This window comes from Novosphingobium sp. ZW T3_23, assembly GCF_044987305.1.
In the GTDB taxonomy this organism is placed as follows: domain Bacteria; phylum Pseudomonadota; class Alphaproteobacteria; order Sphingomonadales; family Sphingomonadaceae; genus Novosphingobium.
The window spans coordinates 15910-38141 of sequence record NZ_JBJDRF010000051.1 but is presented as its reverse complement, the minus strand read 5'-3'; the positions used below and the strand labels follow the sequence as shown (position 1 = coordinate 38141).

General features: G+C 66.2%; 19 protein-coding genes. 6 read left to right on the top strand and 13 right to left on the bottom strand.

From position 1 onward, the window contains the following. The 11 genes from ACI3K3_RS20320 to ACI3K3_RS20270 all read right to left on the bottom strand — a co-directional run. A partial coding sequence (locus tag ACI3K3_RS20320) for a DUF1440 domain-containing protein (protein WP_404916998.1) occupies positions 1-891 on the bottom strand: 891 nt, incomplete at its 3' end. 48 nt (positions 892-939) lie between these two features. Then, complete coding sequence (locus tag ACI3K3_RS20315) at positions 940-1347, bottom strand: hypothetical protein (RefSeq protein WP_404916996.1); 408 nt, start codon at positions 1345-1347, stop codon at positions 940-942. A gap of 97 nt (positions 1348-1444) precedes the next feature. Further along, positions 1445-2521 (bottom strand): phosphotransferase, encoded by a 1077-nt coding sequence (locus ACI3K3_RS20310; protein WP_404916994.1) that lies wholly within the window; start codon positions 2519-2521, stop codon positions 1445-1447. Then, positions 2518-3729, bottom strand: a complete 1212-nt coding sequence (locus ACI3K3_RS20305; protein WP_404916992.1) for an acyl-CoA dehydrogenase family protein — start codon at positions 3727-3729, stop codon at positions 2518-2520. Before ACI3K3_RS20305 ends, ACI3K3_RS20310 begins: the two co-directional genes overlap by 4 nt. Then, positions 3726-4271, bottom strand: a complete 546-nt coding sequence (locus ACI3K3_RS20300) for a VOC family protein (RefSeq protein ID WP_404916990.1) — start codon at positions 4269-4271, stop codon at positions 3726-3728. Before ACI3K3_RS20300 ends, ACI3K3_RS20305 begins: the two co-directional genes overlap by 4 nt. Before the next feature lie 14 nt (positions 4272-4285). After that, on the bottom strand, positions 4286-5722 hold the full coding sequence (locus tag ACI3K3_RS20295; protein ID WP_404916988.1) for a 2-oxo acid dehydrogenase subunit E2: 1437 nt from the start codon (positions 5720-5722) through the stop codon (positions 4286-4288). A gap of 14 nt (positions 5723-5736) precedes the next feature. Then, entirely contained in the window at positions 5737-6750 is a 1014-nt protein-coding gene (locus ACI3K3_RS20290) for an alpha-ketoacid dehydrogenase subunit beta (protein ID WP_404916986.1), read from the bottom strand. A gap of 16 nt (positions 6751-6766) precedes the next feature. Continuing rightward, the gene (locus tag ACI3K3_RS20285) at positions 6767-7756 is read right to left on the bottom strand and encodes a thiamine pyrophosphate-dependent dehydrogenase E1 component subunit alpha (protein WP_404917000.1); all 990 of its coding nucleotides are present in this window, start codon (positions 7754-7756) and stop codon (positions 6767-6769) included. A 46-nt stretch (positions 7757-7802) separates the two neighbouring features. Beyond that, complete coding sequence (locus ACI3K3_RS20280) at positions 7803-9011, bottom strand: acyl-CoA dehydrogenase family protein (protein ID WP_404916984.1); 1209 nt, start codon at positions 9009-9011, stop codon at positions 7803-7805. A gap of 5 nt (positions 9012-9016) precedes the next feature. Further along, entirely contained in the window at positions 9017-10177 is a 1161-nt protein-coding gene (locus tag ACI3K3_RS20275; protein WP_404916982.1) for a thiolase family protein, read from the bottom strand. Then, positions 10174-10572 carry a Zn-ribbon domain-containing OB-fold protein gene (locus tag ACI3K3_RS20270; RefSeq protein ID WP_404916980.1) on the bottom strand — a complete coding sequence of 133 codons (399 nt, stop codon included), beginning with the start codon at positions 10570-10572 and terminating at the stop codon, positions 10174-10176. The genes ACI3K3_RS20275 and ACI3K3_RS20270 overlap by 4 nt, the downstream gene beginning before the upstream one ends. A 153-nt stretch (positions 10573-10725) precedes the next feature. Here ACI3K3_RS20270 and ACI3K3_RS20265 point away from each other — a divergent pair, with 153 nt between their 5' ends. Next, positions 10726-12360, top strand: a complete 1635-nt coding sequence (locus ACI3K3_RS20265; protein ID WP_404916978.1) for a GMC family oxidoreductase — start codon at positions 10726-10728, stop codon at positions 12358-12360. Positions 12361-12506: 146 nt separating this feature from the next. Here the strand turns inward: ACI3K3_RS20265 and ACI3K3_RS20260 are convergent, their stop codons facing one another. Then, positions 12507-13280, bottom strand: coding sequence for a LuxR C-terminal-related transcriptional regulator (locus tag ACI3K3_RS20260; protein WP_404916976.1), 774 nt, complete (start codon positions 13278-13280; stop codon positions 12507-12509). A gap of 152 nt (positions 13281-13432) precedes the next feature. Between ACI3K3_RS20260 and ACI3K3_RS20255 the strand changes: the two genes are divergently transcribed. The 5 genes from ACI3K3_RS20255 to ACI3K3_RS20235 all read left to right on the top strand — a co-directional run bounded on the left by ACI3K3_RS20255 (position 13433) and on the right by ACI3K3_RS20235 (position 20545). Continuing rightward, positions 13433-14551 carry an acyl-CoA dehydrogenase family protein gene (locus ACI3K3_RS20255; RefSeq protein ID WP_404916974.1) on the top strand — a complete coding sequence of 373 codons (1119 nt, stop codon included), beginning with the start codon at positions 13433-13435 and terminating at the stop codon, positions 14549-14551. Positions 14552-14690: 139 nt separating this feature from the next. Continuing rightward, positions 14691-15941, top strand: coding sequence for a putative DNA modification/repair radical SAM protein (locus tag ACI3K3_RS20250; RefSeq protein WP_404916971.1), 1251 nt, complete (start codon positions 14691-14693; stop codon positions 15939-15941). Positions 15942-15943: 2 nt separating this feature from the next. Beyond that, complete coding sequence (locus ACI3K3_RS20245; protein WP_404916969.1) at positions 15944-17377, top strand: UdgX family uracil-DNA binding protein; 1434 nt, start codon at positions 15944-15946, stop codon at positions 17375-17377. A gap of 149 nt (positions 17378-17526) precedes the next feature. Further along, positions 17527-17730 carry a hypothetical protein gene (locus tag ACI3K3_RS20240; protein WP_313440444.1) on the top strand — a complete coding sequence of 68 codons (204 nt, stop codon included), beginning with the start codon at positions 17527-17529 and terminating at the stop codon, positions 17728-17730. A 451-nt stretch (positions 17731-18181) separates the two neighbouring features. Next, positions 18182-20545 carry a DUF3772 domain-containing protein gene (locus ACI3K3_RS20235; RefSeq protein WP_404916967.1) on the top strand — a complete coding sequence of 788 codons (2364 nt, stop codon included), beginning with the start codon at positions 18182-18184 and terminating at the stop codon, positions 20543-20545. Between the two features lie 21 nt (positions 20546-20566). Here ACI3K3_RS20235 and ACI3K3_RS20230 read toward each other — a convergent pair whose 3' ends face one another. Next, positions 20567-22219: an FAD-binding protein gene (locus tag ACI3K3_RS20230; RefSeq protein ID WP_404916965.1), complete on the bottom strand. Its 1653-nt coding sequence runs from the start codon at positions 22217-22219 to the stop codon at positions 20567-20569. Positions 22220-22232 lie beyond the last annotated feature (13 nt).

Sequence of the window (22232 nt, the reverse complement as noted above, 5' to 3'; positions counted from 1 at the left end):
TCCCGGCCGGGCGGGGGCGGCGCCCGCCACGCTGCCGGCCGCCACGCGCGCCGCCAGTCCCAGGGGCGCGATGCGGGCCGGCGTGCCGGGGCGGATATCGACGTAATACTCGCCCAGGGCAGCCAGTCCGAACACAGCGGCCGTCCAGGGGGAGGCAAGGAAAGCGAGCGGCCCGGCCCGATCGCGGGAGCCTGCCCCGCTTTGGTTCGCAGTCGCGGCTGCTGTGATCGAGACGGCCATTGCCGGCGTCATCGTGCGCTGACCATTCGCCAGCCCCAGCATCAGCGGGACTGCCAGGTCGCCGACCTGCAGGCCGGAGCGCGGTGGTAGCCCGGCGATCGGGCCGCGCAGAGTGCGCCGCACCGCCTCCGTCGCCAGGCCGAACACCAGGTGCGAGGCGTAACCATAGAGATGCGTGCCCAGGGTGTATTTCCACGGTGGTCGGGCGAGGCCCGCCAGCGGGACCGCAAGCTGGTCGATCAGGGTGGCCGCTGCGATCCCCATTGCCGCGCCGCGCCAGCGCGAGGCTTCAGGCCGCACCTCGACGAGTGCGCCGTACAAGCCGCCCGCCAGCGCGCCGACGACATAGTGCACCGCGCTTCCCGCATCCTCCTTGTCGGACCGGCCGAGTCCGCGTCCGGAAACAAGGACGGTAAAGCGTTCCGCGGCCTTCACCGTTGCCGGATCTCCCGCAGCGGCGCCATCGGCTGGACCGGGCCGGAACAGGTCCTGCGCCTGATCCTGGAACCGGTTCATCACCCAGCTTGCAGCCAGACCGGCGGCCACGCCGCTGGCGCCGCCTTCCGCAAGCTTCAGCAGATCGGTGCGACGATCAGCCGGGAGAACGACCAGGCCGCGCTGTTGCGGCGAGGCGGTTGGGGAAGCGGGCATCGGCGGGTCCTCTCATGGTAGCGGCAGCCCGGAATCCCGATACCGGCCCTATCGCATTTCAGGAGAGGCAACGTCGCCCGGCGGGTTTGGTGCCGCGTCACTCTCGCGCACGCGCCGGGATGCCTTGCCGCCGCGCTCTCTTGCCGGAGACGGCAGAGGAGCGAGCCCCCCGACGATGTCATCCATGTCCGTGCCCGGCGCCACCAGTCGAACTTTGCCCGGCTCACTGGCCTGCACCAGGCAGACCGCGTTCTTCGGACATATGTCGAGGCATGGCACCGACACCACCTTGTAGCGTCCCCTCCCCTTCAGCTCCGACTTAAGCGCCTTTTCCAGCCGCTGCCCGTCCTTCTTTCCGAACCCGCCGTGGACTTTCCTGCTGCACTTGCGGCAGACCAGCAGGACGTCATCCCACTTCGCGGAAATCTCGCGGACGGACTTTGGCTGACTGGACATGCTCGGCTTCCTGGATGGCGACTGCGGCCGCTATCCTGGCAGGGTCGATCGCCGGCGGCGAATGCGAAGTTCCGGTTTCTGCCAATGGCTCCAACGATCAGAGGGGCCGTCCGATCGCATCGAGGCTGCTGCGCGCCATGCCCGCCAATACGGGAAAACTCTCCGCGCGGCGGGCAGCCTGGGCATTGGCGGCATTTCCACGCAGGACACGTCCCTTGATGCCGTGGAAGATCGCGGCCAGACGAAACAGGTTGAAGGCCATGTAGAATTCGTAGTTCGCGATGCCCTCGCGACCCGTCCGCGCGCAATAGGCTGCCACGTATTCCCGCTCGCTCGGGATATTGAGCGCGTGCAGGTCGGCGCCGACAAGACCCGGCACGATCTCCGGCGACATGCGGTACATCAGCGCGTGATAGGCGAAATCGGCCAGCGGATGGCCCAGTGTTGAGAGTTCCCAGTCCAGCACCGCCAGCACGCGCGGCTCGGTGGGGTGGAAGATCATGTTGTCGCAGCGACAGTCGCCGTGGATCACCGCAGTCTCGTCTCCGGCCGGGATCAGGCCGGGCAGCGCTGCCACCAAAGCATCCATGTCGGCATTGCGGCCCGCCAGTTCATCGGCCTGGTACTGCTTCGTCCAGCGGCCGATCTGGCGCGCGAAATAATTGCCGGGTTTCCCGTAGTCGCCCAGCCCCGCCGCCTCGGGATCGATCGCATGGAGCGCGGCCATCGTCGCGTTCATCGCATCGAAGTAAGCCGGGCGATCCTCTCGCGAGACTTGCGGGAATGTCGCATCCCAGAAAATGCGGCCTTCCACCATGTCCATCACGTAGAACCAGGTGCCGATCACGGCATCGTCGGTGCAAAGCCCATGGATGCGCGCCACCGGAAAACCCGCCGCTCCCAGCGCCGTCTGCACGCGCGCCTCCCGATCGACGGCATGAGCGCCGGGCAGCAGATCGCCCGGCGGCTTGCGGCGCAGGACATAGCTCCGCGACGGCGTGACCAGCCGGTAGGTGGGGTTGGACTGGCCGCCCTTGAACTGCTCCACCCTGAGCGGTCCTGCAAAACCCTCGACATTCTGGTCCATCCAGCGGGCCAACGCCGCCTCGTCGAAGCGGTAGCCCTCGCGGACGGGCACGGTGCCGGAATTGTCGGCGGCAAGATCGGCGGTCATGACCTTACGCGGGCCTCCTCGGAATGCGCCTGCTTCCACTCGCGCTTGATCTTCTTGGCGAGCGACCATTTGTGCACTTCGGTCGGACCGTCATAGATGCGGAAGGCCCGGATTTCGCGGAACACCTGCTCCACGATCGTGCGGTCGGTCACGCCGATGCCGCCCATCACCTGCACGCAGTTGTCGGCGATCTTCATCAGCGCCTCGCTCACCGCCACTTTGGCCATGGAGCTTTCGACGGTGCCCAGCGATCCGGTGTCGAGCACGTCCGCGCACCAGTCGATCATCAGCCGGCTCTGCTGGAGCAGGATGCGGTTTTCCGCCAGCATGAAGCCCACGCCTTCGTGATCGATCAGCGTCTTGCCGAAAGCCTCGCGGCGGCAGGCGTAATCCACGGCGATCTCGTGCGCGCGGATGCAGGCGCCCAGCCAGCGCATACAATGCGAGAGGCGCGCGGGGCTCAGGCGGACTTGCGCATACTTGAAGCCCTCGCCCGGCTCACCCAGCATATGCTCGGCAGGCACGCGAAGCCCACGGATCGTCACCGTGGAATGGCCGCCGGGCATCGAGGTATCGATGGTGTTCGGCACTTCGTCGATCACGATGGCGGGATCGGGCAGGTCTACCAGGAACATGCAGGCGCCGCCCCTGGTGTCTTCCTCCGCCGACGCGGCCATGACGATACCGACCATCGCGCCCTTGGCGCCGGTGATGAAGGTCTTGCGGCCATCGATCACCCAGTCTCCGCCGTCGCGGCGGCAGGTGGTCTTCATCATCGACGGGTCGGAGCCCGCACCGCCCCAGTCGGCCGGCTCGGTCATGAAAAAGGCGGAGCGGCCCCTGCCCTCCACCAGCGGCCTCAGGAACCGCGCCTTGAGTTCCGGCGATCCGACATGGCCGATCAGGTACATGTTGCCCTCGTCGGGCGCCATGGTGTTGCAGGCGAGCGGGCCGAGCGGCGACAGGCCGGAGCGGATCAGCACTTCGGCCGTCTCGCGCTGGCTCAGGTGGCTGCCGTCATCGCGGATATGCGGCGTGAGCACGCCCGCAGCACGTGCCTTTTCGCGCAGTTCCATGACCAGTTCGTCGGTTGGCGCACCGTGATGGTCGCGGCGCGTGTCCGTTTCGTAGGGCGCGACGATCTCGCGCACGAAAGCTTCCACCCGATCCGCCATGGCTATCGCGTGGTCGGAAAGCGTGTTCGTCATTGCAGCACCCGCACCGGATCGCTGCCGTCCCAATCGCGCGCGGCGGCCTTCATCATCTCGAACAGGCCTTCCGATCCGGCCATCGGCTGCAAGTATTCGATCACAAAGCCGGGGCCCTGGCCGGGATCGACATAGATCACTTCGCCGTCATCGCCCACCTTGCCCTCTACGATCACTTCCGCGCCCGCTTCTGCGCAGGCGCGCCGCGCCTCGCCAATGTCCTTCACGAAGACGCAGACATGGTGCAGCCGGTCGCGCACGGCATATTCGCCGGTGTAGAGCGAAGGCGCCGTGCTTTCGGTGCGGATCAGTTCGATCTGGATATCGCCCCAATAGCCGATCGCCATCGAGAAGGTCGCTTCGGTGGGCTCGCCCTTGTACTTCATCTCGCCCAGCCGCACCTCGTTCAGCACGAAGAACGGCCCGACGCCCACGGTCTCGATCCAGTATTTCAGCGCGGCATCGAAATCGGTGGGGAAATAGGCGAGCTGGATCACCTCACCCAGCGCTTTGAGCGGTCCCGGTTTGGCCGGACGAGTCATGATGCTTCCTTCGTTCACGCGAAGAGGCCCTGCGGCTCTTCGATCAAAGTCTTGAGCGTCTGGAGGAACTGCGCGCCGACAGCCCCGTCGATGGCGCGGTGATCGACCGAGAGCGTGAACGCGATCCGCGTCTCGAACGCGACGCCGCCGCCCGCCGTCTCCACCGGCTGACGCTGCGCCGCGCCGACGGCCAGGATCGCACCCTGCGGCGGGTTGATGATGGCATCGAAGTTCTCGATCCCGAACATGCCGAGGTTGGAGACGGAAAACGTGCCGCCCTCCATATCCTCCATGCCCAGACCGCGACCCTGCGCCTTGTCGATCAGGCGGCGGGTCTCCGCCGCCAATTGGTCGATCCGCATGAGGTCGGCCTGCCGTACGACCGGGGTGACGAGGCCCTTGGGGCCCGCCACCGCGATCGAGACATCGGCATGGGGAAAGCGATAGATGTCCGTGCCGTGGACCTGCACATTGACCTCCGGATGGCGGACCAGCGCCACGGCACAGGCCTTGACCACCCAGTCGTTCACCGAGGCCTTGCAGCCGAGCACGAGGTTCGCGCTCTTGCGCAAGTCCAGCAGGGCATCGGCGCGGGCGGACAGGCGCAAGTAGAAGTGCGGGATCTCCTGCTTCGCCTGCGTCAGTCGCTGGGCGACGACCTTGCGAATGCGGTCGAAGGGAACGATCTCGGGCCGGTTCTCGCCTGCCACGAACTGCGGTGCGGCGAGCGAGGCTGAACTTGCGGGCGCGGGAACCAGCGCCAGCACGTCCGCCTTGGAGATGCGCCCACGCGGGCCGGTGCCCTTCACACCCGCCAACGCGATCCCATGCAGCGCGGCGATGCGGCGGGCGAGCGGGGAAGCGAAGGTTTTCGCATCGTCCTCCGGCAGCACCAACTCCCCTTTTAGCGCCGGACTGGCCGGGCCGCGCATGGCCTTAACCACGTCCTGATGGGTGATCCTGCCCTGGCGGCCCGAACCCTCGATATCGGCGATATCGACGCTTTCCTCCTCGGCCAGACGCAGCGCCTCGGGGCTGATCGGCCGGTTGGTATCGATCGGCACCCGCACGCGCTCGGTCACGCCAACGGCCGCGCCCACCGGCTCGGGCACGGCGGCCTTGGCCTTCGATGCGCCCTGCGCCACGCCGCCCTCGGCCGGAGTAAAGGCGGCGATGAACGCCTCGATCTCATCGTCCGAATGAGCACCCTCGTCGAACACCGCCAGCAGCGCGCCGACCGGCTCCGCCTCGCTGCCGCCGGTGACCAGCACGCGGCGCACGGTAGCGTCGTACTCGGCCTCGACCTCGTTGGTGATCTTGGCGGTTTCGATCAGGCACAGCGTCTGGCCGCGCGTGAAGCTTTCGCCTTCCCTGACCATCCATTCGGCCACGGTGCCCTCGGTCATCTCGATGCCCCACTTGGGCATCGTGAAAGCGCGGATTCTGCTCATGACAGCGCCCCCCCTCACCGGTATGCCAGCGTCTTGCGGACGGCGGCAGCGACTTTCGCGGGGCTGGGCAGATAGGCGCCTTCCAGTTCGCGGGCGAAGGGGACCGGCGTGTGCGGCGCGGTGACCATCTCGATCGGTGCCTTCAGGCTGGCGAAGGCCTTGCTGGCCACCAGCGCGGCAATGTCAGTGGCCAGGCTGCACCGGGGCGGCGCCTCGTCCACGATCACCAGTCGCCCGGTCGCTTCCACGGAATCGAGGATCGCTTCCTCATCGAGCGGGGACGTCGTGCGAAGGTCGATCACGTCGCAGCCTACGCCGTCCTGCGCCAGATCGTCGGCTGCCGTCTCGGCATAGCCGACCATCATGCCGGAAGCGACGACGGTGACGTCCTCCCCCGCCCGCGCCAGCCGCGCATGGCCGAAGGGGATCACGAAGTCCGGATCGTCCGGCACTTCGCCGGTCATGGCGTAGAGGAACTTGTGTTCCAGGAAGACCACCGGGTCGTCGTCCCGGATCGCTTGCCGCAGCAGTCCGCAGGCATCGGCAGGGGTAGCGGGCATGACGACCTTGAGGCCGGGCATGGAGGTCACGAACTGGCTGATCATCTGGCTGTGCTGCGCGGCAGCGTTGTAGCCAGCGCCGCAGGGCATGCGGATCACTGCCGGACAGACCGACTTGCCACCGAACATGTAGCGAAACTTGGCGATCTGGTTCCACAACTGATCCATGCAGACGCCGATGAAGTCCGCGAACATGATCTCCGCCACAGGCCGCTTGCCCGCCAGCGCCAGCCCGCCCGCCGCGCCCATGATGGCGCTTTCGCTGATCGGAGTATCGATCACCCGGTCCGGCCCGAACGCTTCGTAGAAGCCGGTGGAGGTCGACCAGATCCCGCCGATCGCCTCCGGCCCGCCCGCCGTGCCCATGCCGCCCACCACATCCTCGCCGAGCACGACGACGCGCGGATCGCGCTGCATTTCCTGAAAGATCGTGCCGCGTATGGCGTCGCGGTACATCATCTTGGCCATTTCTTCCGCTCCGCCGTCAGTAGCTTATGTAGACGTTTTCGAGGACGTTCTCCGCCGTCGGCCGCGCCGCCGCGCGCGAGGCGGTGACGGCATCCTCGATGGCCTGGAGAGCGTCCGCATCCACGCCGTCAAGATCACCGTCGGTAAGCAGCTTTGCGCCGGTCACCTTCTCGCGGAACTTGCGCAGGCAGTCGCGGGTGGCGCGCAGACGATCGAGTTCACCCTCGCCGCGATAGCGCTGGGGATCGCCCTCGAAGTGGCCGAAGAAGCGTTCGGTATCGAACTCCACCGCCGCCGGGCCATTACCGGGCCTCCGCACGAATTCCAGCACTTCGCCAAACGTGTCGAACACCGAGAAGAAGTCCGTCCCGTCCGCCCGCCAGACCTTCATGCCGAAGGCCTCGGCGCGGCTGGCGATGTCCTGCGCGGTGCCCACGGCATAGGCATCGCCGGTATGTTCGGAATAGTGGTTGTTCTCGAAGACGAAGATCGCGGGCGCCTTGGTGACGACGGCCAGATTCATCGCCTCGAACGTGGTGCCCTGGTTGCAGGCGCCGTCGCCGGAGAAGGCGATCGAGACGGCCAGCTTGCCATTCTCGTCCGGCCCGTCGATCTTGTTCGAAAGCGCCGCGCCCACCGCAATCGGCGCGCCCGCCCCGACGATGCCGTTGGCGCCCAGCATGCCCTTGTCGATATCGGCAATGTGCATGGAGCCGCCCTTGCCGTTGCACAGGCCTTCCTGGCTGCCCCAGATCTCCTTCATCATTCCGGTCACGTCGCAGCCCTTGGCAAGGCAGTGGCCGTGGCCGCGATGGGTGGAGACGATCTTGTCCCGTTCCGAAAGATGCTCGCACACGCCCACCGCCACGGCTTCCTGCCCGCAATAGAGGTGCGTGAAGCCGGCGATCTCCCCGGTCTGGATCTCCTCGTGAAGGCGTTCCTCGAATTCGCGGATCAGCTTCATCTGCCGATAGGCGCGCGTGAGCGCCTCGCGGTTCAGTTGCATGCCGGCTTCCTCTCCCGTTGTCGTCCGCATGTCTTCACGGTTCCTTTCAGAGACCAAGTACGGACTTGGCGATGATGTTGCTCTGCACCTCGTTTGTCCCGCCGAAAATCGTCCAGGCCCGGCTGTTGAGATAGCGCGCGGCGGCAACTTGCGCGGCGCGAGAATGAAGTGGCTCCGGCGCATTGTCGCCATAGAGCGGGCGCGAGGTTTCCAGCTGAAGACCGGCGATGCCGAACAGGTCCACCGCCAGCAGATCGATCTCCTGCCGCAGGTTGGATGCCAGCAGCTTGGTCAGCGAGGTCTGCGGCCCCGGCTTGCGGCCCTTGGCGATCTCCGAGATAATCTTCAGCTCGATCATCTCCAGCGCCTCCACGCCAAGCCGCGCCTTCGCCACCCGGCGGCGCCAGTCGATGCTGTCGGCCAGAGACCCACCGCGCCCGTCGCTTTCGTCTTTCGCGGCGGCCTCGATCTGGGCGAGATCGTAGCCGAGCTTGGGCGCATGGCACGACCCGCCGCGCTCGTTCTCCAGCAGGAACTTGGCGATGGTCCACCCCTCGCCCTCCGCGCCGACGAGGTTCTCGACCGGCACCCTCACGTCTTCCAGGAAGACCTGATTGACCTCGTGATCGCCCGCCGCAGTCAGAATGGGCCGCACCGAGACGCCGGGGCTGGCCAAGTCGATCAGCAGGAACGAGATCCCCGCCTGCTTCTTCACCTCCGGATTGGTGCGGACCAGCGTGAACATGCCGTTGGCGTGGTGGGCATGGGTGGTCCAGATCTTCGATCCGTTGACCACGTAGTGGTCGCCATCCCGTACCGCGCGGGTCTTCAGGCTGGCAAGGTCCGACCCCGCGCCGGGCTCGGAGAAGCCCTGGCACCAGTAGTCCTCGCCCGAAAGGATGCGCGGCAGGTAGCGCGCCTTCTGCGCCGCATTGCCGAACGTCCAGAGCACCGGGGCCAGCAGCTTGAGGCCCAGCACGGTGAGGTTGGGCGCTCCGGCGGCGGCGCATTCCTTTTCGAAGAGGTAGCGCTGGAGCGGCGTCCAGCCGGTGCCGCCATGCTCCACCGGCCACTGGTAACCAAGCCACCCCTTGGCATCGAGCACCGCGTTCCAGGCCTGCCCGATATCCGGTTCCACGAAGACCGACGGCGTGGCGGCCGCACCGGCCTTCACCCCATCGGGCAAGTTTTCGCACAGGAACGCGCGCACGTCTTCGCGGAAGGCTTCGTCGGCGGGGGAGAGTTCGATATCCATGCGTTCTATCGTTCCAGTATCGTCACTGCCGATACGCCCGGCGCCCCGTAGACGTGGCTGTAGGCGGTCTTCGGGCCATGAGGCACCTGACGGCCGCCACCGTCTCCGCGCAGTTGCACGACGTTTTCGTAGACCTGCCGCAAGCCCGAAGCGCCGATCGGCTCCCCGCAGGCGAGGCAGCCGCCATCGGTGTTGACCGGCAGCGCACCGCCGATCTCGGTCCTTCCCTCGGAAAGCCAGCGTTCCTGATCGCCATCGGCACAGAAGCCATTTTCGGCCATGTGCATGATCTCCGCGCCGGCCTCGGTGTCCTGAAGCTGGGCCACGTCGATGTCGCCCGGTCCGATCCCGGCAAGGCGGAAGGCATCGGCGGAGGCGATGCGCGTGGCGGTGCCGCGCGGCGCGCTATCGTCCGCCACCACGTCCACACTGGGCGCGAAAACCTCGAAACTGTGCGGCGGACGGGTGCGCATGGTCGCCGCTTTCAGGCGGACCAGCGGCTTGCCCAGCTCGCGCGCCTTCTTCTCGCTGGCGAGAACGAGCGCGACGCCGCCCTCGGCGGGCGAGCAGAACATGTACTTGGTATAAGGATCCGAGACGAGCGGCGCGGCCAGGATTTCCTCGATCGGCACCGGCTGGCGGCGCCAGGCGTGCGGCGCCTGGGCGCCGTTGCGGAAGGCCTTCTCGGACACACGCGCCAGCGTTTCGGTGGAGATGCCGAACATGTGCATGTAGCGCATGATCTTGGCCGCGAAGAACTGGGTGGTGACCATATAGCCCGCCTCTCCGTACCAGTCGGGCAGGTTGTATTCGCTCGGCAGCGCATTGAAGGCGCCGCGCGGATGCTTGTCGAACCCGACCGCCAGGCCAAGCTCGAACTCGCCAGACTTGATCGCCATCTGCGCCGAGAACAGCGCCGACCCGCCCGCCGCGCAGCCGTTGCGCACGTTGATGAACTGAACGCCGGTGAGACCTAACCGATCGACCATCGTGTCCGGGTTTCCGGCGGCATCCGAACTCCCGTAGGCGAACTGTATCCGGGGCCAGTCCACGCCGGCATCGGCCAGCGCCTGACGCACGGCGAAGACGCCCTGATCCACTCCCGAAAGACCGTCGGTGCGGCCGAACGGATGGATGCCGATACCGACGATGCAGACGTCGCTCATGCGCGCGCTCCTTCCATCGGGGCGAAGGCGGGAATGGCTCGCGGTTCGGCAGCACCTGGATCGAGCGCCCGGGGCACGAGGCGCACCGGCATGCCGATCTCCACAGCGTCGAAATCCACGTCCACCAGCCGCGCCTCCACGATCACTTCGCCCGGCAGTTCGACATAGGCGACGATCCAGGGCGTGAAGGCTTCGGGGCCTGCGTAAGGCGGCGTCTTCGGGCGATAGCGCTGCACGGTATAGGACCAGAGCCGCCCCTCGCGCGCCAGCGGCACGGGATCGCAGCTGTCACCGGCAGGGCAGGGAAACACCACGCGCCCCGTCTGCCTGTCGCGGCCGCCCAACAAGCGGGGCGGCGTCTCATCGGTGAACAGGCCCTCGGCAATGGCGCGCATCGTTCTCCCCATCTCTCGGCTTTCGAGTCCGTTGATGTGAATGGTTTAAGCGCGCCCGCGCCGCCTTTGTGACTCACCAAAACGCTAGGGTAGCCAATGTGCCAGTTCGTGCGACCCATCACAGCGAGAGAACGGGCGGCGGGAGAACGACAAATGGCAAAAGCCTGGGACTACATCATCGTCGGCGCCGGTTCGGCGGGCTGCGTCATGGCCGAGCGGCTCAGCGCCGACGGCCGATCGCAGGTGCTGCTGCTGGAAGCGGGCGGGAGCAACGACAGCTTCTGGGTTACGCTGCCAAAAGGCGTCGCCAAGCTGGTGAAAAAGCCAGAGCACATGTGGGCCTATCCGGTTTCCCAGCCGCGCGAGGAAGGCGCAAACGAGGACAGCGGCGGCGAGGTCTGGATCCGGGGCAAGGGCCTCGGCGGTTCGTCCTCGATCAACGGCATGATCTGGAGCCGGGGCGAACCGGCCGATTACGACGCCTGGGAGAGCGAATCCGGCGCCAAGGGCTGGAACGGCGCGAGCATGACCGAGGCTTTCCTCGAACTGGAAGACCACGCGGCCGGGGCTTCACCGATGCGTGGCAGCGGCGGCCTCGTCCACGTCGATCCCGCCTGTTTCACCTACCCGCTAGCCGAGCGGATGATCGAATCCGGAGAGGCGCTGGGGCTGAAACGTGTGGAGGACCTCAACGCCGCGACCGGCCCGCGCGTCGGCTATTACAGCCACAACATCCGCAACGGCCGCCGCGAATCCTCGGCCAGGACTTATCTGGCCGCGGCGCGCGGGCGACCAAACCTCACCGTGGTGACCGGCGCATTGGCGGAGCGGATCGTGTTCGACGGCACGCGCGCGGTCGGCCTCGACGCCTTGGTGAACGACCGCCCGCAGCGCTTCGATTGCGCGGGCGAGATCGTGGTGAGCGCGGGGGCCATGGAGAGTCCCCTGCTGCTCCAGCGCTCCGGCATCGGCGATTCCGTGCGCTTGAAGGCGGCGGGGATCGAACCCCTCGTCCATTCGCCGGACGTGGGAGAGCGGATGATCGAGCACCTCTCGATCTCGCTACCTTACCGGCTGGAGCATGGACGCGGCACCAACCGCAGCTTCTTCGGACTGGGGGCGGGGCTGGCGATGCTGCGCTACCTGCTGCGCCATGACGGCGTGCTGGCCACAGGTCCATTCGAGGTCGGTGCCTTCTGCAACGTCGCCCATCCCGACGGCCGCACCGATGCGCAGTTCTACCTCGGCGGCTACACCTTCAAGGTCGGCGACGACAAGGATCCGGTCCCGCTCGACAAGATCGATCCGCGCCCCGGCGTCACCATCTATGGCCAACTCCTGCGCCTTACCAGCGAGAGCGCGATGCGGGCGACTGGACCGACGAGCGGCGATCCGGCCGACATCCGCCACAACTTCCTCTCGACCGAACACGATCGCCGCTCCGCCATTGCGCTGGTGCGCAAGATGCGCGCGTTCATCGCGGAAGCGCCGCTCGGGCAGATGGTCGGCGCGGAACTGGTGCCCGGCGCCCAGGTGGAGAGCGACGAGGAGATACTTTCCGCCTTCCGCCGCCTTTCGAGCTGCGGGCTTCACGCGATCCGCTCCTGCCGCATGGGCGACGATCCCGAGGCTGTGGTCGATCCGCGTCTTCGGGTGAAAGGGGTCCAAGGTGTGCGGGTGGCCGATTGTTCGGTGATGCCGGGGCATGTGACGGGCAATACCAACGCCCCCGCCATGGCGCTGGGCCTGCGCGGCGCCCAGCTGATGCTGGAGGACCGGCCAAACTAGCGCCCGCATGATCGTCGTCCCGGACTTGATCCGGGACCGCTGGCCGTGAACAGCCCACCTTGCGACAGGGCGCTCTTCTGAACCATCTTGCCTAAAGACCGCCAGCGGTCCCGGACCTGATCCGGGACGACGGCTGTTCTTCCAACTTAATTATGCAGCGAAATATACCCAAGCTGCGCCGCCTTGAACACGGTCTGGCTGCGGTTCACGGCGTTCAGCTTGGTCGCGGCGTTGTGGATGTGAAACCGCACCGTGGCGCGGCTGCGCGACATGATCATGCTGATCTCCAGGTCGGTCTTGCCGATCGCCGCCCAGCGCAGGCACTCCACCTCGCGCTTCGACAGCCGCGATTCAGGCGGCAGGGCCTGGGTGGAGCCCATCACCTGAATATAGGTCGCGATGAACGTCCGGGCGTAGAGCCCCAGCGCGTCCGACAGCCTCAGGAAATCCTCCGAAAGATCGGTCCGCTCCTTGTCCAGTGGGTTGAAGCTTACCGCACCGATCTGGCCGAAAGGCAGATGCACCGGCACGGCGATGCAGGCGCGGGTCATCGCGCGCTGTTCGAAATTGGCGATGTCGATCGATGTGAGGTAGGCGTTCGGCTCGCGCGTGCGGAAGCCCTGAGCATTGGCCCAGAACGGCTGGCTCTCGAAACGGCAGGCCGTGGTGAGGGGGGAATCGAGCGCGATGCGCGAATTGCGCCACCACACCCGTTCATCGTCGCCCCAGCCGAACACTTCGATGGCCAGCACCTTGCCCTCGCCATCGACGGGCGTCCGCTTGTCGGCGATGTCGTGCGCGGGCGCAGCCCGGTACCCAAGGTCCATGGCGATCTTGTGCAGAGCCTCCGCCGCCGGGCGAATCCCGGCCGGCGACGAGACGCGCACGGCGTCTATGTTTTCCTGTGACAACAGCGACATGTTTTTCCTCTCTCGGCACAGAGCGTAACGCGTCCCGGCGGGCTGCACAATTGCCCGAAAGCCCAAAAACAGTGCCCCCGGCCCTAGTCTTTTGCCCAGCGGAGCAGCTCCCACGGCAGGTGCTACACCCGTATGACAGACGGGAGAGCCACGTGAATTTCGACCTCAACGAAGACGAGGAAATGCTCAAGGCGCTGACCGAGCGCTTCGTCGCCAACACATACGATCACACGACACGGCGCATCTTCCAGGCCGAGCCCGGCGGCTTTTCAGGGAAGAACTGGGCCTTGCTGGGCGAACTGGGGCTGATCGCCGCGCCCTTTCCCGAGGAAGTGGGCGGCCTCAGCCTCGACGCCACCGGCATCGCCACGATATTCGAGGCACTCGGCCGCGGCATGGTGGTGGAGCCTCTGGCGGAAGCCTCGGTCCTGGCCGGCCGCCTGTTCGCGCTGACCGCGCCTGAAGCCTTGAGAGGCCCGTGGCTGGACGGGCTTCTATCCGGAGAGAAGCGCCTTGCCCTGGCCCATGCCGAAGGAGACGCGCGCGATAGCTCGCCATGGGTGGAAACCTCCGCGCGGGAGCAGGACGGGAGCTATCGAATCGATGGCGCCAAGCCCTATTGCATCTCGGGCGGCGGTGCGGACGGCTACATCGTTTCCGCCCGGCTCACCGGCGCACCGGACGATCCGCAAGGCATCGCGCTGTTTCTGGTCCCCGCCAACACCCCCGGCCTCGCGCGGCGCGAATGGCCGCTGGCGGACGGCTCCATCGCCGCTGCGCTGACGCTGGAAGGCGTGCTGGTTCCGGAAGACCACCGCCTCGACGGCGGCATTGCCGAGATCGACGAGGCACAGCAATTCGCCAATCTGGCACGCTGCGCCGAAGCGCTGGGCGTGATGGAGCGGATGTTCCAGGACACGCTCGACTATGTCCGCACGCGTGACCAGTTCGGCGCGGCACTGGGCTCTTTCCAGGCTATCCAGCATCGCATGGTCGCGCAATATGCCGCTATCGAGCAGAGCCGTGCCCTGCTGAACCTGGCGCTGGTATCGCACCAGGACAGCGGCTTCGCGGAAGCGGTCAGCGGCGCGCGTGCCTGGATCAGCGAAGCGTCGATCGCCCTGGCACACGAAATGGTACAATTTCACGGCGGGATGGGCGTGACGGACGAACTGGCCATCGGTGCCGGGCACAAGCGTCTTCTGGTGCTTTCACGCTGGCCGGAAAGTCCCCGCGCGGCGCTCGATCGCTATGCAGAACGCATGAACTGATCTCCCCTCGCGATCGACCGCAAACGATCGCAAAAATAGAACATGATAGGAACATTTCGATTGCATCGGTTTCGCTGATCGGCCATTTTACAGCTTCGACCCACGCTGACTTCGGCGCGGAACACAAGGCTTCGTACAAATGCCCGCGCTCGAAATCTCGGAAAAGCTCACCATCCTTGCAGACGCCGCCAAGTATGACGCCTCCTGCTCATCGTTCGGGGTCAAGAAACGGGATTCGCGGGATGGCAAGGGCATCGGCTCTACTTTGGGTGGCGGCGGCATCTGTCACGCTTACGCGCCCGACGGTCGCTGCATCAGCCTGCTCAAGATATTGCTGACCAACAGCTGCATTTTCGATTGTCATTACTGCATCAACCGCAAGTCTTCCAACGTGCGCCGCGCCCGCTTCACGGCGAAGGAGGTGGTGGAACTGACGCTGGATTTCTATCGTCGGAACTACATCGAGGGGCTGTTTCTCTCGTCCGGCATCATCCGCACGCCCGACTATACGATGGAACAGATCGTCGAAGTGGCGCGATCCTTGCGGGAGGATCACGATTTTCGCGGCTATATCCACCTGAAGACCATCCCCGATGCCGATGCGGCCCTGGTGGAGGCGGCGGGTCGCCACGCCGACCGCGTGTCGATCAATGTCGAACTGCCCACCGTCAGCGGACTTCAGCGACTGGCACCCGAAAAGTCGCAGGCCCGCATCGAAGGCGCGATGGGCACCATGCGCTCCGCGATCGAGGACGGCGCCGATGCCCGCAAGCGCTTTCGCTCCGCCCCTGCCTTCGCGCCCGCGGGGCAATCGACCCAGATGATCGTCGGAGCCGATGCCGCGACCGACCGCGACATCGTTTCGCGCGCGGCGTCGCTTTACGAAAAGTTCGATCTCAAGCGCGTCTACTATTCGGCCTTCAGCCCGATTCCCGACGCCAGCACCGTGCTGCCCTTGCGCCGTCCGCCACTGATGCGGGAACACCGGCTCTATCAGTCGGACTGGCTGATCCGGTTCTATCAATTCTCGCCGCAGGAGGTGGGGGCCGCTGCCGATCCCGCCACCGGCATGCTACCGCTGGATATCGACCCGAAGCTGGCTTGGGCCTTGCAGTTTCGCGAGTGTTTTCCCGTTGACGTCAATCGCGCGCCGAGAGAGATGCTGCTGCGCATTCCCGGCCTCGGCATCAAGGCGGTCGACGCCATCGTTGTAGCCCGGCGCTGGCGCACCCTGCGGCTGGACGACGTGGCGCGCATGACGGTATCGGTAAAGAAACTGCGTCCCTTCATCGTCACGGCGGACTGGCGGCCCACCGCCCTGCTCGACCGTGCCGACTTGCGCTCGCTGGTGTCCCGTCCGGCAACCCAGCTGGAACTGTTCGCGGCCTGACCATGCGCCTCGTTCGCCTGGAATCCGAAGACGATTTCGACGGCTGGCGCATCGCCGCGCGCGCGCTGGCCGGCGAAGGGGTCTTGCCGTCGGAGATCGTCTGGCAGGTGGGAGAGCAGGCGTTCGATCTTTTCGCGAGCGAGGCGGGCGACATCGGCGCCGGTCCACCGGTGGCGACCGCCCCGCTGCGGGTATCCCGGCAATTTCTGGAACTGGCGCGCGATGCCTCGCTGCACAGCGAACCCGAACGTTTCTCGCTCCTCTATATCCTGCTCCTGCGCCTGCTGGACCAGCCGCAGGCGCTTCAGGATGCTGCCGATCCCCTTGTTCGCCGTATCGAAGGCCTTGCCCGCAACGTCCGGCGCGACAGCCACAAGATGCACGCCTTCGTGCGTTTCCGCGAGTTGGCGGATGATGGCGGCACGCGCTTCGTCGCCTGGTTCGAGCCGGAGCATCACATCCTGCGCGCGAATGCCCAGTTCTTCGTCGATCGCTTCACCAACATGCGCTGGTCGATCCTGACACCGCGCGGATCGCTGCATTGGGATGGTGTCGCGCTTGCCGAGGGGCCGCCCGCGACCCGCGCGGATGCGCCGGGCGACGATCCGGTGGAGGCCGTGTGGAAGGCCTATTACAGCGCGATCTTCAATCCGGCGCGGGTCATGCCGCGCGCCATGCTGAAGGAAATGCCGCGCAAATACTGGAAGAACATGCCGGAAACCGCGCTCGTCCCGCAACTCATCGCCGGGGCCCGCAAACGCGAACTGGCGATGATGGAGCAGGCCGCCAGTGTGCCTCCGCCCCGACCGGGCGCGCCGGGACGCGCGGCGGTACAGGGCCCTGAAGCCCTGGAACTGCTGGCCGAGGAAGCCGCCGCCTGCCGTCGCTGCCCGCTCTGGAAACCGGCCACGCAGACCGTCTTCGGCGAAGGTCCGCACGATGCCGAGATCATGATCGTGGGCGAACAGCCCGGCGATCAGGAGGATCTGGCCGGAAGGGCTTTCGTCGGCCCGGCCGGCGCCGTCTTCGATCGGGCCATGGCCGAGGCGGGGATCGACCGAAAGCGGTCCTACATCACCAACGCCGTCAAGCACTTCAAGTTCGAACCGCGCGGCAAGCGCCGCATTCATGCCCGCCCCAACAGCGGCGAGATCGAGGCCTGCCGCTGGTGGGTCGATCAGGAACGCGCCATCGTCCGCCCCCGCCTCGTCATCGCCATGGGCGCCACGGCCGCCCGCTCGCTTACCGGCCGCGCCGTCACCGTGGGGCAGGAGCGCGGACGGGCGATTACCCTGCCTGACGGCACACCCTGCTGGATCACCGTGCACCCCAGCTATCTGCTGCGATTGCCTGCGGAAGCCGATGCCGATGCGGAATTCGCCCGCTATGTGGATGACTTGAGAAAGGCCGCAAGTAGCTTGGCTACTGCCGCCTGAGGGGCATGAAGCCGACAATATGCCGCAAACCGCACAGCTTTGACGAGCAACGATTTGACGCAAACCACTCCGAAACGGTGCGAAATGGATTAGCACTTCTTCCGCAAGTGCGAATACCGAATGCGGCGGCGCGCTTCTGGAGGATTCACATGAAGATCTACACCCTGCGATTTTTCGAGGATGAGCACGGCCTCGCCAGAAGGCTGGAATTCAAGGCGCCGGATGTTGCCGGAGCCCTTGCGATCGCGCATCGCGAAGCCGCCAAGCGCAGCGCCGAACTCTGGGAAGGCGCGCTCAAGCTCTGCACGATTCGCCGGTCGCGGGAAGACACGACGATCCGTCTCGCCTCGTAGAATCGAGGATTACCTTTCCGCATCGCACCGCGCCGCAGCACGCGCGGTCTCGCGACCTTGCCGGAATACCGAACTTCACGGATCAGGATTCAGAGACCGTTTGGAAATTCGCTGAAGGCGAATTTCGCGGCACCGGCCCCCCGTATTTCTCAGGCGCCCCCACCCTACCACCCAACGGTAGTATCCTGCGGGTGGTAGGGTGGGGGCGCCTGAGAAATACGGGGGGCCGGTGCCGCAACGAAAATGCCCCCTGGGCATTTTTCAAGCAGACTCTCACATCTCCCTTCGCCGAGCGACCGCAAGTCGCGCGGCCATGCAGGAGCGGCCTGTGCGTCCCCTTTTCATGCGCCAGTTGAAAGAACCCCGCGCCGGACGCTAAACCGGTGCAGCGTGGCGGCCGGTGCGATCGGGTCGGCTGGCGATGGAGACCCGAATGCTTGCCCGAAAGCCGATGCTCAAGTTTCTGATGTTCGTTGGCGCCATCGTCTCGATGGCGGGCGGCGTGGCAGCGGCGCAATCGACCTCTCTTGCCGATCTGTCCGAAGAACTCGCCCAGGCCGAAAGCGATGTGCGCGCGGTCGACAAGGCGATGAATTCCCGCATGGGCGAGAGCGACCAGAAGCTCGCCTCCGCCAAAGTGCTGGCGGCAAAGTCCCTGGCGGCCGACACTACCGCGAAGATGCAGGAGCAACTCACCCTGCTCGACGCCAAGCTCGCCGGGCTGGGTCCGGAGGCCGACACCGGCGAGGCTCAGGATATCCAGCGCCAGCGCGCCATCCTCGCTCGCCAGCGGGTTGCCGTGGACTCCGCCATCAAGCGCGGCAACCTGATCGGGGTTGAAGCGCAGCAGTTGGCGGACGAGATCGCGGAGAGTCAGGCGCAGCAACTCGGCGAAAAGCTCTCCACGCGTTCCTTCTCGCCGCTGGCCCCTCGCTTCTGGAACTCGCTAGCCCACGCCTGGCCTCGCGACAGCCGCCGCGTGGCGCTGTTCCTGGAGGAAGGCCGGGACCAGTTCACGCAAAGCCTGCAACATGGCACGCCCTGGCTCGCCCTGCTGGGTTTCTTCGCCGCGCTGCTGATCCTGCTGCCCGGACGCGCATTCGCCCGCCGCCTAGGCCGGAAGCTGCTGACCGAGGATTTTCCCGCGCGGGCTCTCCGTCGATCCGCCCATGCTCTCTGGCGGATCGTTGTCGGCACGCTTGCCCCGCTGCTGGCGGCGCTGGCGATCGTCCAGGGCCTGCGCTGGGCGTCGATGCTTCCGGAAGCGTGGAGCCCGCTCTTGGGCACCTTCGTCGTGGCATCGGCCTTTTCCGGCCTTACCAGTTCCGTCCTCGGCGCCCTGCTGATGCGAAGCCAGCCGTCCTGGCGCATCCTTCCGATCAGCGATCGCGCGGCATCCAGCCTGAGACCCTACACCGTGATGCTTGGCGTGCTCGCGTTCCTGAGCATCATGTTGACCAGTTTCAATGAGGCGATCGGCGCCAGTCCCGCCGCGATCGCCTGCACGCAGGCGGTGGTGGCGCTGGCGCATGTGCTGCTGATCGGCGCCACTCTGGCGACCCTCGGCCGGCTGCGGTCCGACCGGACCGGAGAGCCCGCCGCAGCACCGAGGAACGCGGGCCTCGGGCTCGTCAACCTGCTGGCCTGGCTGGCGGTGGCGGGTTCGCTTCTGGCGCTGGTGACCGGGTACTTCTCGCTCAGTCTTTTCGTGCTCCAGATCCTTGCCTGGGGTGTCGTGCTCGGCGCAGGTGTCTATCTGCTGATGGTGGCGATCGACGACACCGCCTCCACGCTGTTCACGCGGTCCAGCCCCATCGGCGTTGCCCTGATCCGAGGCCTGGGCCTCAAGGGCAGTTCCATCGACCAGTTCGGTGTCCTTCTGTCCGGAATTCTGCGGCTGGTCATCGCCGTTCTGGCACTGGGCATGCTGCTGTCACCGTTCGGTGCCGGCAATGTCGAAACGCTGTTCGGACGGCTGGGGGCCCTGGCCCAGGGCTTCAACTTCGGCGGCGTCACGATCTCGCCGGGCGCGCTGATCCGCGGCATCCTCGTGCTCTTCGCCGGCCTGGCACTTGTGAAGACCTTCATGCGGTGGCTGGACCAGCGGTACCTGCCCGCAACCGACCTCGACGGCAGCGGCCGCAACTCGATCAGCCTCGTGGCGCGCTACGTTGGCATTGCCCTTGTCGGCATATGGGCGCTTGCCTCCCTTGGCATCGGGATCGAGCGCATTGCCATCTTGCTGTCGGCCCTGTCCGTGGGCATCGGTTTCGGTTTGCAGGCGATCACCCAGAATTTCGTCTCCGGCCTGATCCTCCTTGCAGAGCGGCCCATCAAGATCGGAGACCTGGTTCGGGTGGGCACCGACGAAGGCGACGTCAAGCGCATCAGCGTGCGATCCACCGAGATCGAACTGCCCGATCATTCGACGCTCATCGTGCCCAATTCCGAACTCATCACCAAGACGGTACTGAACAAGACGCTCTCCAACCCGCTCGGCCGGTTGCAGATCCAGTTCTCCGTTCCCATCGAGGCGGACGCCGACAAAGTGCGGGCCATCGTCCTGGAATCATATGCCGGCGAAGACGCCGTGCTGCGCGACCCGGCACCTTCGGTGTTCATCGATTCCATTCTCGACGGCCGCATCTTCTTCAACAGCTTCGCGCACGTCGCCACGCCGCGCGCGGCCTATGGCGCGCGCAGCAATGCCTATGCCACGCTGTTGCGACGCTTCCGGGAAGAGGGGATCCAGATCGGAACCGTGCCCCAGCGGCTGGAACTGGTCGGCTCGCTGGGAAGCGAGCCGCATTCCTGACTGTCGCAGGAGCGACCCCCGTTACCGGTTGGGGATGTGCGAGCCCAGGTGGCGCCCGGCGATGTAGCCGAAAGTCATGCCCGGCCCCAGCGTTCCCCCGGCACCGCCATAAGCCTCGCCCAGCACGGCGGCCATGGCGTTTCCGGCAGCGTAGAGCCCGGGTATCGGATTGCCGCTCCAGTCCAGCACTTGCGCATCGCCGTTGGTCTTGGGCCCGCCGGCGGTGCCCAGCGCGCCGGACTCCATCTTGACCGCGTAATAGGGCCCCCGGTCGATCACCCCTAGCGTGCGATAAGGCGGATCGAAGGCGGCATCGCCCCACATATAGAAATTGTCGTAGCTATTCTCGCCGCGATGGAAGTCCTCGTCGCGGCCCTGCCGGACCATGTCGTTGAAGCGCGCGACGGTGGCCGTCAGCCCGTCGGCATCGATCCCGGCTTTTGCGGCCAGCTCCTCCAGACTGTCGGCGCTGATCATGAAAGAGGGCGTGGGGCCGCCGGGCGGGGTGTTGAAGGTTTGGTACCTGTCGCGATAGCGCTGGTCCACGATCAGCCAGTACGGCAGATTGGCATAGCTGTGCGTACCGGCATCGAAAGCGTGGAGGGCCTTGCCCATGGCATTGTAGTTGGCCGCCTCGTTCACGAAGCGCTTGCCCGCCCGGTTGACCAGAATGGCGCCGGGACGGGCGCGCTCGTCCGATCCGAGCAGGTAGTTGGGCTTGGCATCGCGGTGCTGCGGCTTGAATTCCAGCACGCTCTGCTGCCAGAAGGCATGCTGCATGTTGCCCAGCTGGGCGCCCGCCTCGATCGCCATGAGCAACCCGTCGCCCTCGTTTTCCGGGACGCTCACCGGCCCGGTCAGTGGCCCGCGCAGGAAAGTGCGAACCAGCATCTCGTTCCACTCGAAGCCGCCGGTGGCAATCACCACGCCCCTCCGTGCGCGCACCCGAAAGTCGCGACCGGCGGCATCTTCGGCCACGACGCCTATCACCCGGTCGCCGTCCTTGACCAGCCTGCGGGCGCGCTTCTCGAACTCTACCGGGATGTCGCGGTCCAGCACCGCCTTGAACAGGGCACCTGCGAGCGCCTGCCCGAGGCCGCGATAGTCGCCAGCCTCGCGCTCGGCCAGAGTGGCCTCGTCCAGCGTGCCGTTGATCGCCTCCATCAGGCTGCCGCGCACGGGATAGGCCATCTTGGTGGGATTGACGCGCGTGGCCCACTTGCCCAGCCGCTCGAACGAAAAGGCGTCATTGTCCAGCGAGCGGCCGCCATCGGGCTTCGCACCCGGCATATAGGGCTGGTAGTCCGGAAAATCGGCATAGGCATGGAAGCGCACCGGAGTCCTGTCCGCAAGGTAGCGGATCATCTCGGGCCCGCTCTCCAGGAAGGCGCCCAGGGTTTCGGGATCGAGCGCTCCCGGCGCCAGCGCGTCGAGATAGGCCACCGCGTCCTCGTCCGAATCCGCGATGCCCGCCTCGATCTGGTGATGGTTGCCGGGGATCCACAGCATCCCGCCGGACATGGCGGTGGTGCCGCCGACCATTCCGGTCTTTTCCAGGATCACGACCTTCCCGGCTCCGAAATCGTGCGCGGCGATTGCCGCCGTCATCGCCGCCCCGCCCGACCCGAGGACGACGACATCCGCTTCCAGATCCCACTCGAGGTCTTCAGTCATGCTCGATTTCCCC

Coding starts and splice junctions, on each gene's coding strand:
- ACI3K3_RS20315 (WP_404916996.1), bottom strand. CDS start 1,347: ATGTCCAGTCAGCCAAAGTCCGTCCGCGAGATTTCCGCGAAGTGGGAT.
- ACI3K3_RS20310 (WP_404916994.1), bottom strand. CDS start 2,521: ATGACCGCCGATCTTGCCGCCGACAATTCCGGCACCGTGCCCGTCCGC.
- ACI3K3_RS20305 (WP_404916992.1), bottom strand. CDS start 3,729: ATGACGAACACGCTTTCCGACCACGCGATAGCCATGGCGGATCGGGTG.
- ACI3K3_RS20300 (WP_404916990.1), bottom strand. CDS start 4,271: ATGACTCGTCCGGCCAAACCGGGACCGCTCAAAGCGCTGGGTGAGGTG.
- ACI3K3_RS20295 (WP_404916988.1), bottom strand. CDS start 5,722: ATGAGCAGAATCCGCGCTTTCACGATGCCCAAGTGGGGCATCGAGATG.
- ACI3K3_RS20290 (WP_404916986.1), bottom strand. CDS start 6,750: ATGGCCAAGATGATGTACCGCGACGCCATACGCGGCACGATCTTTCAG.
- ACI3K3_RS20285 (WP_404917000.1), bottom strand. CDS start 7,756: ATGCAACTGAACCGCGAGGCGCTCACGCGCGCCTATCGGCAGATGAAG.
- ACI3K3_RS20280 (WP_404916984.1), bottom strand. CDS start 9,011: ATGGATATCGAACTCTCCCCCGCCGACGAAGCCTTCCGCGAAGACGTG.
- ACI3K3_RS20275 (WP_404916982.1), bottom strand. CDS start 10,177: ATGAGCGACGTCTGCATCGTCGGTATCGGCATCCATCCGTTCGGCCGC.
- ACI3K3_RS20270 (WP_404916980.1), bottom strand. CDS start 10,572: ATGCGCGCCATTGCCGAGGGCCTGTTCACCGATGAGACGCCGCCCCGC.
- ACI3K3_RS20265 (WP_404916978.1), top strand. CDS start 10,726: ATGGCAAAAGCCTGGGACTACATCATCGTCGGCGCCGGTTCGGCGGGC.
- ACI3K3_RS20260 (WP_404916976.1), bottom strand. CDS start 13,280: ATGTCGCTGTTGTCACAGGAAAACATAGACGCCGTGCGCGTCTCGTCG.
- ACI3K3_RS20250 (WP_404916971.1), top strand. CDS start 14,691: ATGCCCGCGCTCGAAATCTCGGAAAAGCTCACCATCCTTGCAGACGCC.
- ACI3K3_RS20245 (WP_404916969.1), top strand. CDS start 15,944: ATGCGCCTCGTTCGCCTGGAATCCGAAGACGATTTCGACGGCTGGCGC.
- ACI3K3_RS20240 (WP_313440444.1), top strand. CDS start 17,527: ATGAAGATCTACACCCTGCGATTTTTCGAGGATGAGCACGGCCTCGCC.
- ACI3K3_RS20235 (WP_404916967.1), top strand. CDS start 18,182: ATGCTCAAGTTTCTGATGTTCGTTGGCGCCATCGTCTCGATGGCGGGC.
- ACI3K3_RS20230 (WP_404916965.1), bottom strand. CDS start 22,219: ATGACTGAAGACCTCGAGTGGGATCTGGAAGCGGATGTCGTCGTCCTC.